8 protein-coding genes are annotated in these 12,051 nt (G+C 57.7%); 3 read left to right on the top strand and 5 right to left on the bottom strand.

Features of this window, described 5'->3' with window-relative positions; genetic code table 11:
* The 4 genes from NW856_RS02215 to NW856_RS02200 all read right to left on the bottom strand — a co-directional run.
* Positions 1-1,108, bottom strand: a 1,108-nt coding sequence (locus NW856_RS02215; RefSeq protein WP_414398881.1) for an ABC transporter permease subunit, incomplete at its 3' end; no start/stop codon positions are given.
* A gap of 67 nt (positions 1,109-1,175) precedes the next feature.
* The gene (locus NW856_RS02210; protein ID WP_414398879.1) at positions 1,176-1,466 is read right to left on the bottom strand and encodes a hypothetical protein; all 291 of its coding nucleotides are present in this window, start codon (positions 1,464-1,466) and stop codon (positions 1,176-1,178) included.
* 82 nt (positions 1,467-1,548) lie between these two features.
* Positions 1,549-2,508, bottom strand: a complete 960-nt coding sequence (locus NW856_RS02205) for a hypothetical protein (RefSeq protein ID WP_414398878.1) — start codon at positions 2,506-2,508, stop codon at positions 1,549-1,551.
* Positions 2,509-3,076: 568 nt separating this feature from the next.
* Positions 3,077-4,525 carry a carotenoid oxygenase family protein gene (locus NW856_RS02200; RefSeq protein WP_414398877.1) on the bottom strand — a complete coding sequence of 483 codons (1,449 nt, stop codon included), beginning with the start codon at positions 4,523-4,525 and terminating at the stop codon, positions 3,077-3,079.
* A gap of 166 nt (positions 4,526-4,691) precedes the next feature.
* On the opposite strand from NW856_RS02200, the gene ffh reads away from it, so the two are divergent.
* From ffh to NW856_RS02185, 3 genes are read left to right on the top strand one after another with little or no spacing between them, the layout of a single operon-like run.
* A complete protein-coding gene (ffh, locus tag NW856_RS02195) occupies positions 4,692-6,155 on the top strand; it encodes a signal recognition particle protein (RefSeq protein ID WP_414398875.1) in 1,464 nt (487 codons plus the stop codon).
* Between the two features lie 9 nt (positions 6,156-6,164).
* Positions 6,165-6,623, top strand: coding sequence for a tRNA (cytidine(34)-2'-O)-methyltransferase (locus tag NW856_RS02190; protein ID WP_414342486.1), 459 nt, complete (start codon positions 6,165-6,167; stop codon positions 6,621-6,623).
* Positions 6,624-6,671: 48 nt separating this feature from the next.
* A complete protein-coding gene (locus tag NW856_RS02185; protein WP_011431927.1) occupies positions 6,672-7,733 on the top strand; it encodes a histidinol-phosphate transaminase in 1,062 nt (353 codons plus the stop codon).
* Between the two features lie 27 nt (positions 7,734-7,760).
* Here NW856_RS02185 and NW856_RS02180 read toward each other — a convergent pair whose 3' ends face one another.
* A complete protein-coding gene (locus NW856_RS02180; protein WP_414398874.1) occupies positions 7,761-11,891 on the bottom strand; it encodes a hypothetical protein in 4,131 nt (1,376 codons plus the stop codon).
* Positions 11,892-12,051: the final 160 nt, after the last annotated feature.

Here is a 12,051-nt window from a genome sequence, read left to right as displayed (position 1 = left end):
GCCCGAAGGTCAGCATCACCTCTCCAAAGCCCACAGTGGTAGCCACAAAATAAACAATCCAAATCCCAATGCCGCCAATAGCTGCCCAGGAAAGCTGGGTTAGCAGCCGCTCGCGGCGTCGCTCGGCCTCAGGACTGAGGGGATCCACCCAGTGCGGGCGAGTCAGATAGGACAACAGCCGATCCACCAACTCTGCCAAGGGGGACAGCCAACTGCCGATCAGCCGCGGGATCCGCGCCGTGGTCAGCAGATCGTACAGCCAGGATTCGGGGGCAGCAGCCCCGCTGCTCTGTTCCAGGCGAAACTTATCCGACCAAGCCACCAAAGGCCGCCAGAAGAGCTGATCCACCAGCAGGATCACCCCGGCCATGGTCAGGAGCGCCCAGCCCAGCTTGGGCAGATCCTCCGCCTGGACGGCCGCTTCCACATAGGATCCCAGCCCCGGCAGCGTGTATTCCTGGTTGAGCACACTGATGGCTTCGCTGGCTGCCACAAAGAACCACCCCCCACCAAAGCTCATCATGGCGTTCCAGATGAGGCCCACCATTGCCGCCGGCACTTCCAACTGGGTAAAGCGCTGCCACCCCGACAGGCGATACAAGGTAGCCGCTTCCACCAACTCTTGAGGCAGAGTGCGCAGGGATTGGTAGAAGGAAAAGGTCATGTTCCAGACTTGGCTGGTGAAGATGGCAAAGATAGAAGCCGCCTCCAGCCCCAGCAAGCTGCCAGGAAACAGAGCAATGAAACCGGTAACCGTAATGGAGAGAAATCCCAACACCGGCACCGATTGCAAGACATCCAACAGGGGGATCAAAATGCGCTCGGCCCAGCGACTTTTGGCAGCAATGTAGCCATAGATCAAGGTAAAAAGGGTGGAAAAGGCCAAGGCAATGAACATGCGCAAGGTGGAGCGGGCCGCATAGTAGGGCAGGTTGCGCGGATCCAAGTCGATCCGGGGCACCACCGCCGGAGGCTGAAACCCCTCAAAAGCCCCCACTCCCACCTGCGCCACCAAGGCCAGGAGAACCAACGTGCCCAGAATGATGGCCCCATCCGCAGCCCCTGCTGGCAGCCGACGCAGCGCCTCCGGCGAAGGAAAAGTCCTCATCTTCCCTGACTAAGCCCGGCGTCCGCGCCCAGTGTACACCGTTTGCGGTTAGCCAGGATCCAGCCGGCTACTCTTCCGGCAAGTCGGGGGGAGACTCCTTCCACTGGGGATTGTCCAAGATGGCTTTTTTGGTCTGCTTGAGTTGTTTCCACAGCTCCTTGATTTGCCGGTAGGCTTCTTCCGGGGTAATTTTGCCCCCGGTTTCCAAGCTACAAATCAAGGACACTTTATTGCTAAATTCCTGTAGGTTGGCATCAAAAACTAGGTTCTGCGGCTTCACTTCGCCCCAGTAGGGATAGCGAGGCGAAATGAATTCATCTTTGTTGGGAGGTTTGTTGGGAGGAGTTGGTTCTGCCACGGCCTAACCAGGGTAAAAGAATGGTTCACAACAAGAAGGTCAACATGAAAAGCTCCATTAAAGCAGGATCTACTAGCCCAGTTTATGGGCGTTTTCTCTTAACCGGCTTGGGTACTTTTGCGGGATCCCGCGGCGGATACACTTGTGGATTGGAAATGGGCTGCTGCCCTCGCGGCGGGGGGAGAGGGCCCTTCTGGAGTCGGGGGGTTGAACGCTTCAGGCGTGGGCGCGGCGGCGTTTTGAGCACAGGGCCGATGGGAGTGCCCGCCTCCACATAGAGCAGGGATCCACGGCGGCGCACCTGCAGATCCCAGAAATTGCCTACCCCTTTGCCCGGCAGGGATCCGATCAGGCGCAATTTGAAGGCTTGGGGCTTGGGGGCTGCGGCTCCATCCTTCTGGACTCGCTGAGAGGGAGAGTTGGCGGAAGCTTTTTTGCCCGATTGACGGATCTTGACAATGATGAACCCTTTCTCCTGCGATTGAAAAACGACCTCGCCCCGGATGGAAAACCAATCCGGCACCACCGTCGGACGGGATCCCTCGGGGAGAGTTCGCCCCATTTCTTCTGGGGCCCACACCCCCAGCAACTGCACGTGCAGATCTTCGGTTTTGTCGCGGGTGCGAGGATAAACCACCCACAGGTAGTTGCGTTCCGGCTTCAGGTGCTTCCGTACCAGGCTCATCACCCGGCCCAGCAATACGGCATTGAGATCCAGGCCATCCGAGGTGCGCAAAATCCCGCGGGTAAAATGCTCTGGGGAGGGAATGTATTGCCCTTCGATGAGGCCAATAGCTCGGTATTGCATCTTCTCCCCAGGCGGCGGGATGGGTTCCAGACAGACTCGCTCTCTTTCTGCCGCTTTCTTTTCCCCCAAGGTAGCGGTGGTGCTGACAACGGGCTGCAAGGACTCCGTCCCGCTGTCGCGATCAGCACCAGGATCCTGAGCTTTCGCTGATGACAGGGATCCCTTGGCCTCGCCGGTTGAGCTGGGTCTGGGGGGCCGTACAGGTCGAAAGGGAGGTCTCAGATCGGAGGACATTGTGACGGTTCCGTTGCTGTCAATTCAGAATGCTCGGCGGCAGACATTTACCGTTGCAAAAACAGGCCATAACTTTGCTCTTGACCCAAGACCTGCTCAACACACCATTCACTAGCCTAACAACGCCCAACAGCGTCTTTCCATCCTGCTTCCATTGACAAACTCCCAGCAGGTGCCCTCGTCGGGAACTGGGGAGCCAGCAGTTGTCAACACTGTAGCCGACGTGTAGCCAATACTAGCAACTGTTCCAAGGGAATGGTTCTCAGGCCGCAGAATGTTTATCCCCCAGACAGAACCATTTCATCTTTATGGTCATTTCGATTCGAACTAGGACATTATACTCACACCCAAAACATTGAAGGTGCAGAGCCAGAAGGCTTTTCTCAGTAGCCCAGGCGTCTCACCCTAAGCTGAAACGAATAGAGTACCTGTAGTTTTTTCCGGCAACGCTGACTGGAGGTGTTTCTGCACAGCCGGGATCCGACTGACCGATCCCCAGGGCTCTCTAAGGGCTGGATTGCATTCCCTCAGCCAAGGGGATCCATTCAGCCATCTTGAAGCTCATCGCTTAGGCAGGCGTTGCCCACACCTGCGGAGTGAAGCTGCCGTGTAGGCCATAGGGAATGTGGTGCCGCAATGGGATCCGCGCAACCGGGCCGGCTGTCAGGTCGGCTGCTTCTAGGATCACCACTTGAGAGCGCTGGCTGGCCGCATCAAAAACCACCGTCACGATCCACCCTGCCTCTTCGCCCTGACCTTCTGGATCGGGGATGAACACCGGTTCTCCCACAAAGCCGCGGGGGGCAAAGCTGTACTGCTGTGTGCGGCCTGTGGCGGTATCCAGCTTGAGGATGGCTTGCAGAGGAGCATTGGGGCCAGGAGCATGGGTGGCCCCGATGTAGATGTAGCGGTGGGATCCCCCCATTCGAGCCGGGTGGATGGCCGGAAACTCCACCGAGCGATCCAGCAGCAGTTCCCGCTTCACGCTGCCCCCCTTGGGATCCAGATAGAACCGCCACAGCTTGCCCGCCGGAATCTGGGCAAAGTCAATCTGCAGGTAATCGGCATCCGGCTCCAGGGCAGGGTAGTTCTCATAGAGGACAGCATCCACCACAACCCGATCCCCGACTTCGTAGCCGTTGACAAAATGGAAAACAAACCCCGGCTCCGCTTCCAGTTGCAGCGGCTTATCGCCCTGGGGAAAGAGCCAGATGCGGGTCGGCTCCCCCGGTTTCAAGGTCAGACAGGTGCCCGCCGGTTGCCAGCCCAACACAAACGGCAGGGGATTGAAAGCCAAGGGATTTTGGAAAAAGATGCGGTAGCGGGGTGTCCAGACAAAATCGTGCAGAAAGGCAAAGCCCCGCAGGCGGTAATCCCGCTTTTCCACCAAGCGCCCGCGCGAGTCCAGACGATAAAACAGCAACGTGGAGTTCTGGGCAGCCCGCACCCCAAAGGCGATGAGATCTCCCGTGTGGGGATCCCGCCGGGGATGGGCAGTGAAAGGCTGGCTGGCCGAGATCCCTCCTGCAAACGTTTCGATCCCCTCGGTGGCCAAGGTGGCCGGGTTCAGCCGGTAAGGGGCACTGGCCTCCCACAGGGCCAGCAGCTTATCTCCCTGGTAGATGACGTTGGTGTTGGCGGGATTTTTAAACCGCAAGTCGAGAAAGTTGCTCCACCAGCCGCCCGGCTTTTGGGTGCCAAACACCCCTCGGTAAAGCACCCGACCGGCTTTTTCCTCTGCTTCAAACTCGCGGGTGCGCACAAACCGGTTGCGAAAATGAACCTTCCCCTCCACAAAGGTGATGGCGCAGACCATGCCATCGCCATCGAACGGGTGCCCGTAGCGCTGGGATCCCGCCTCCAGCTTGCCCGGGCCGTTGCGAAACAGGGTTCCCCGCAACCCTGCCGGGATCCGTCCTTCGATCTCCGTAATCCAATAGTCGTACTCCTGGGATAGGGAGCGATAGCCCAATTGCCAGTCGGTGGTGCTGTAGGGAAGGGAAGCGACGCTGACCATGGAAGATCTGCATGCAACGCCCTCTATTGTTGCTTAAACTTTTGTGAAGTCGCCAGTTTTTCTGGGCCGGGATAGCCACCTTGGTTGGGATCCCCAAGATGGAGTCGCCCCGATTCGACTATGGTAGGAAATGCCCCCAAAGCGCCTGACAGGATCCACAGTACCCATGTTTGATGCCCTCTCCGAGAAGTTGGAATTGGCCTGGAGAAAGCTGCGCGGCCAGGACAAGATCACCGAAACCAACATTCAAGAAGCTCTGCGGGAGGTGCGGCGAGCCCTGCTGGATGCGGATGTCAACTTGCAGGTGGTGAAGCAGTTCATCGAGGATGTGCGGGAAGCTGCCCTGGGATCCGAGGTCATCCTGGGGGTGACGCCGGATCAGCAGTTCATCAAGATCGTCCACGACGAGCTGGTGAAAGTGATGGGGGAAGCCAACGTGCCCATTGCCCAAGCGGAGCAGCCTCCCACCATTGTCCTCATGGCCGGTTTGCAGGGATCCGGGAAAACCACCACCTGCGCCAAGTTGGCTCTGTATTTGCGCAAGCAGGGCAAGAAGTCTCTCATGGTGGCCGGAGACATCTACCGTCCGGCGGCCATCGACCAGCTCAAGACGCTGGGCCAGCAAATTCAGATCCCCGTTTTCGACCTGGGCAAAGCAGATCCCGTCGAGATTGCCCGGCAGGGGGTGGAGGCGGCCCGGCAGCAGGGCTACGACTACGTGATTTTGGACACTGCCGGTCGCCTGCAGATCGACCTGGAGATGATGGCGGAGCTGGAGCGGATCAAGGCGGCGGTGCAGCCCCACGAGATCCTGCTGGTGGTGGATGCCATGATCGGCCAAGAGGCAGCCAGCCTTACCCGAGCCTTCCACGAGCGCTTGGGCATCACTGGGGCCATTCTCACCAAGCTGGATGGGGATACCCGCGGTGGAGCCGCCCTCTCCATTCGCCAAGTGTCCGGCCAGCCCATCAAGTTCATCGGCGTCGGCGAAAAGGTGGAAGCGCTGGATCCCTTTTACCCAGATCGCATGGCCTCCCGCATTCTGGGTATGGGGGATATCCTCAGCCTGGTGGAAAAAGCCCAAGAGGAAATCGACCTGGGAGATGCCGCCAGCATGGCGGAGAAGATGATGACCGCCCAGTTTGATTTCACCGATTTCCTCAAGCAGATGCGCCTAATTAAACGCATGGGATCCTTGGCAGGGCTGCTGAGACTGATGCCAGGGATGGGCAAAATCAGCGAGGAACAACTGCAAAAGGGACAAGACCAACTGGCCCGCGCCGAAGCCATGATCAACTCCATGACCCCCGAAGAGCGGCGCAACCCGGATCTGTTGGCCCGCAGCGTCAGCCGCAAACGACGGGTGGCCCGCGGATCTGGCCACAAGCTGGAGGATGTCAGCCGACTGGTCAGTGATTTTCAACGCATGCGCGACATGATGCGCAACATGGGCATGGGTGGCGGTTTTCCCGGTATGGGTTGGGGGGGTGGGCGTACCTCTCTTCCCGGCGGGGATCCCAGTTGGCGCGGACGTTCAACGGCCTCTCCCTCTCGGCAACAGCCCAGCCGCAAACCGGGCAAAGGTGGGGGTAAAAAAGGGGGCGGCAACCGCGGATTTGGGGGCAAGTAGGATAGGATTATGCCCTTCCACGTTGTTTTGGTTGCCCCAGAGATCCCGGCCAACACGGGGAATATCGCCCGCACCTGTGCAGCCACCGATACGCCTCTCCATCTGGTGGATCCTCTGGGGTTTCGCCTTTCGGATCGCTACCTCAAGCGGGCGGGGCTGGACTATTGGCAGCACGTCCAACTGTATCGCTACCCCTCTTGGTCTGCTCTGGTGCAGGCCCACCCTGAGGCCCGGTTCTGGTGTTTTAGTGTGCGCGGCAAAGCCCTTTATACGGAAGTAACCTATCAGCCGGGAGACTGGTTGGTGTTCGGCAGCGAAAGCCGGGGGTTGGATCCCATGTTTTTGGAAACCTATCCCAGCGTGCGCATTCCGTTGCGGGGGCCGGTGCGCAGCCTGAACCTCAGCAATGCCGTGGCGATTGCCCTTTTTGAGGCGCTACGTCAGCAGGGATCCCTGACAAAAGAATAAGTGGTCGGGTTGGCCCTGATATAATAGCTACTTCTCCCCGTCAGGAAGATGTGTGCTCTGCAGTATCTGCGCCCCGACTTGCTCTACCTCAAGCCCTACGACGCTGTGCCAGCCCCGGCTGCCGACAAGCTGGATGCCAATGAGTTCCCCCTCGATTGGCCGGCGGGCTTTAAGCAGAAGCTCTCCCTCCTTTGGGAAAAGGGGATCCCCAGCAACCGCTATCCCGATGCCCACCACCGGGGCCTGAAGCAGGCCATCGCCGCCTATGCCGGAGCGGAGCCAGAGCAGATCAGCCTGGGCAATGGGTCGGATGAGCTGATCCGCTCCCTGCTGATTGCCACCTGTCTGGGCGGGCGGGGCGGCATTTTGGTGGCAGAGCCCACCTTCTCCATGTACGCCATCCTGGCCCAGAGCCTGGGGATCCCAGTGGTGCGGGTTCCCCGCGACCCGGAGACGTTTGCTCTGGATCTAGAGCGATGTCAACAGGCTTTGAGGGAGCATCCGATTCGGGTGGTGTGCCTGGTGGATCCCAACTCGCCGACGGGGAATGGCCTGACGGCTGCAGAGTGGGAGTGGGTGGAAGGGCTACCCGAAGAGATTCTGGTGATTTTGGATGAGGCCTATTTTGAGTTCAGCCGGCACACAGCCCTGCCCAAATTGGCGGAGCATCCCAACTGGGTAATCTTGCGCACCTTCTCCAAAGCCTTTCGCCTGGCGGCCCACCGGGTGGGCTATGCTGTGGGTCATCCACAGCTTATGCAAGTGTTGGATGGGATCCGCCTGCCCTACAACCTCACGGCCCTTTCTCAGTGGGCGGTTCAGATGGCTTTGGAGCATGCCGAGGAGCTTTTGGCCGACGTGACGCTAATTTGTCAGGAGCGGGAAGCCCTTTATCAAGCTCTGCAGGAGCTGCCAGGGGTGCGGGTGTGGCCCAGCCAAGCCAACTTCCTCTACTTCCGGGTGGCCGGCTGGGATCCCCAAGAGCTGCAGCGGGCCTGGCAGGAGCTGGGGACTGGTGTGCGCTACACGGGTGGGGGGCTGCGTCTGACGGTGGGCACCCCTGAAGAGAACCGACGGGCCTTGGAGCGCCTGCGCCAAATCCTGCAATAGGCCTCCCGGCCTGCGTTCGGAGCCAGCCTAGGTGGATGGGTCGGCGCGCGAAAAGCGCTGGATCAAGCTGTGCACCTGCTGCAAGTGTCGTTCGTCTAGATGCTCCAGCGCCTGGGCGATTTCCGCTCTGAGTCGGCTCTGGGTGTCGGTTTGGGCCCGCTGCAGCAGCCAACTTTGGACAGGGCTGGGGTGCTCCACAAAGTCAAGCGCCCAGGGATCCCGTTCGTCCAGCTCAGGTTCTGCCTGGGGCAGCTGCTTCCTCCAACGCTCTTGAGCCTGTCGAAACTCCTCTGCCAAACGGTCTGTTGGGCGTCCTTCTGCTTGGAGAACCTCCTGATACCTTTGGTGGGTCACCAGCCAGCGCTGCCGGATTTGAGAGCGTTGCTGACTGGTCAGCCTGCCGGTTCTGCTTTCGGTGAAGCGCTCGTAAAACCTGAGCGTGTCTCGGTAGTGGCCCAATCGCTCACAAGCCAAGCCTACCTCCAGGGGCTGTAGCCACCAGGCCCGCTCCATCTGTACGCTGGTGACCACCTCGTGCAGGAAATCTCGCAGGCCGGGCAATTGTCGCCTCAGCTCTTCCCAGTTGGTCTGGGTGTCCCGGGCCATGCAGGCCACCAGCTCGTAATCGTGTCCCCGCTGCCACGCCTGAGGATGGGCCTGCACCGTTTTCCAGAGCTTCTCCCACTCTCGGCACTGGATCAGAACTCGCAGCATCATCGGCCAGTCTTTCAAGCGCTCCAGACTGGTGACGACGTCGCCGATGTACTCTGCCCACTCGCCTGTGAGGGGACGTCCTGCCTCTTGCCATCGGTCCAGCACCACCGAGTCTTGGCGGTCTTTGGATAGCCACCTCACCTTGCCGGGAAGGGGTTCCAGGTGGATCTTGGCCCGGTAGTAGGGGGAATGCTCCGTTTGGCCCCCCTGATCCCAAACCTCTACCGCCCGCTCAAATTCCTGCCGATAGAAGTGACAGATACCCCAAATCTTGTAGTACTGATTCGCGAACGGCTGCCGCTGGCCGAGAAAGGCCAGACGTCCCTTCAAAGCCTCAAGGGTCTCTTGCAAAAACCGGCTGCGGGCCTCTGCCTGAGGGCGGAAAGTTCCCAAGTTGTTGAGAACTTGCTCAAGCTCTGCCAAAAATTGCTGTACACACTCTTTCCAGGTGGAATCCGTTCGTGTAAGCGGGACGAAGTCCCTATCTTTGGGGCTGACTTCAACGCTCAGCCAATCTCGCACCCGCACCACCTGTCGGAAGCGCTCCATAGACTTGACAGAGGTTCTTTGGGTCGCCACCATCAAGTCCACCAAGGGGCTGTAGTCTGGGATCCCAGGACATCCAGCAAAGTAGGCGGCGTTACGCTGCAGCTCCAACCAGGCCTTCCCTCTCCAAAAGCACTCCCAGGCTTCTCGTTTAAGATTTTTGTTGGGCAAAGCAGACTGCTCCAGGCTCAGGAACTTTTGCCCTGCGGAAACGTAATCCCTCTGGAGCTTGAGGAGCCAGGCCTGACATTCCTGTTCTAGAGGTGGTTTTTTTGCCTTCCGCGCCAGAGTTTGAACATCCTCCAGAAGTTTGAGGTTGCCCTCCTCGATGCCGCGCCTGAGAAGCTCAAGAGCTGCCTCCTGCAGATCTTCCAAGCTTGTATTGGTCCAGTACTGGATATTGATGCCTTTGACAGGGTAACCCAATACCGGTGGGTCGGTCTCCCATTCCGACCGATCCGGTTGCAGAGAAGGATGATCGAGCCAAGAGTTGGATTCTAAGCTTGGATCCCAGAACTCCCGCCAACCGGCAGAGGTGTCCACAATGGCCAGGGCCTCGATGGGGCGGGTAATGCCGACATACAATTGGTTGAGAAAATAATGGAGTTGCAGGGATATCGCCTCCCCAGCTCCTCGGGCGTAATAATTAAGCTGCCGGTTAAAGTTTTGTCGATAGGCGTTTCCAAACTTGTAGAGGATAACTTTTTTGAACTCCATTCCCTTAACAGACGTAGCAGTTTGCAGGAGCGGTGGTTTAAGATTCTGCTTCAATTCCTCGGCAAAGATCTTCTGGAGTTCGGGATCCTGACGCACGTAGTTCAGCTCATCTCCCACAGGACAGGGTAAGATACAGACTGTTCCTGTGAGATCACTAAGCATTTTTCTAAGCTCATCTTCGATTAAGTTTCTTTCCCGACCATCCAGCACAAACCTTTGAACCGGCATGCCCTGCTCATGGGGACGCCAGGGCTGTTGGGGATAGATTTCTCGACTCTTGCTGAGAACTCGCCGCCACAGGTTGACTACATTGCTAAAACGAGTAACTTGTGGATTGCTGCGATAGTTGTTTCTCAGCTCCTGCGGGCCTGCAATCTCAAAGGGATGGCTCGGCAACAAGTAGGCGCGGATATGCTCGTAGAGGTATTTTTTCAGGGCAGCCCAACGAAATCCCGTCGGGTTAATGGTTTGCAAGGGATCCCCGGCAAAGGCATAGGGCAGGTGATCAATAGCCCAATCCAACTTGTATTTTCCCCAAGGAGATAAGCAAAAAATGATATTCAGCTCAAGTTGGGTAAAGTCCTGAACCTCATCGCAAAAAATGACTGGATGAATAGGATTAAGAGTGCCATTCTGCAGCACATCTCTGGCCAAATCTTGGTCATCCCAGTAGCCCTCATGGGTGGTTCGATCCCGGTAGCCTGGCCAAATCTCTTCGTAAATCCGCTCGAAGGCTTCTTCATCCACACTGCGGTCGGCCTCAGGCAATTCTCGGTAGCTATCGGGATCCAAATAGTCACTGACCTCATAGCCTTTGATCAGCGTGCGAATGGTGTGCCAAGCCAGCTCTACATCGCGGCGACCACAATACCAGCTCTGAAATCGATAAAAATTGACATACCGATCCGGTTGGTAGCGTTCTTGCCGCTCGGCAGGAAGGCAGTTCAGCAGGTAATCCTGAAAAGTGCTAAAAAAAGCTTGACACTGCTGAATTTCCTCTGTGGAGAAGCTGCACCCCTCCTCCCGATAGCGGTGGCTGATGCGCAAAATTGAACTTACCCTGTCGCGGGCTTGCTGCACCAAGCTTGGGCTGTAGGTCAAAAAGAGAGGGCGGTACTCAAGAGGTCTCTGTTTTGAAGTTTTGAGGTAGTGGCTGCAATAGTCGGCAAAGCGGTAGTACAACATCAGAGATTTGCCACTCCCGGCCCTTCCGTTGATCAGTAGGGGCATGGATGTACTCTGCAGGATTTCTTCCTCCTCCATGGACAAAGCCAAATTTCCCTCTGTGATCTCCTGCATTTCCAACCAAATGGTCTCATCCGCCACCATGTAGTCGGGGTAGGCGCGACGGGCGTACCGCTTCCACACCTCCAAAGGTTGCGGGTGCTGGAGAATGTCTGGCTGCTTGGCTTTCATCCCAAAGAGGCAGGTTTGGCATCCCAGCTCAAACCGTTCCTTTTGCTCTGGGGCGTGGTCGTAAACTCCAATGAGAAATGGAAACAATCTCCCTGGCTGCTCGCACGCTTGTACCAAGCTGACGGCCAGATACAGGGATCCCTCCTGCCAGCATTTGACCTCTGCCTCCAGATAAAACGGCGGGAGCTGCCGGTAGAGCCCGCCTTCAATTACCAAGCGGGATACTGCTTGGTAAGCCTGGCGCCGCTGCTCTGGAGAAAGGGCCCGTACTTGCCGAACCCATTCCCCGCTTTCCAACACCAGCCGCTCTTGCGGGTTGGAAGCATTCAAGAACTGTGTCCATTCATACAGCTCGTCGGGCAGAGGGGGGAGATAGTTTGGCGGATCCCCTGGTTCGTGCCGCTGCGCCAGCCACGCCTGCAAACGGTCATCGGGCACCCAGCTCCGCACCCGTTCTTGATAATCCGGATCTCGCCGTCGGTCTAAGAACTCCCGGTATTCGTGACTGCCTCTCGGCCAGAGGCCAAACAAAACCAGAACGGGTACCTCGCCTACATAGCGCAGCTCCCCCACCAAGCGAATGTTGTTGCGGAGATTACGCTTCCAGTAAGGGTAACGAACGTCAAACAACTGGCTCAAAAGGGTGCGACCCCCCTCTTCCAGCCGTTCTATCAATGCTTCTAGGTTGCACTGGGTTTTGCTTCCCAGAAACTCCTCCGGGCAATATACATACATGGGATCCCGCCGGGTATACCTGGAAGCCATCCTAGTGCCGGACTACTGGCGAAAATTGCCGCTGTGCCAAAAGTCTTAATTTTTTTCATAATCCCCACGTAGCCCACAACTACCTATGTAGCCATTTGCAAACTCACAAAACATCTCGATTCAAGCTTTTGTAAACTACCCGACACCCGCGCTACGCGCA

The sequence above is a fragment of the Synechococcus sp. R3-13 genome, assembly GCF_047462195.1.
In the GTDB taxonomy this organism is placed as follows: domain Bacteria; phylum Cyanobacteriota; class Cyanobacteriia; order Thermostichales; family Thermostichaceae; genus Thermostichus.
The sequence above is the reverse complement of the archived record's forward strand: the minus strand, read 5'-3'. Positions and strand labels throughout refer to the sequence as shown.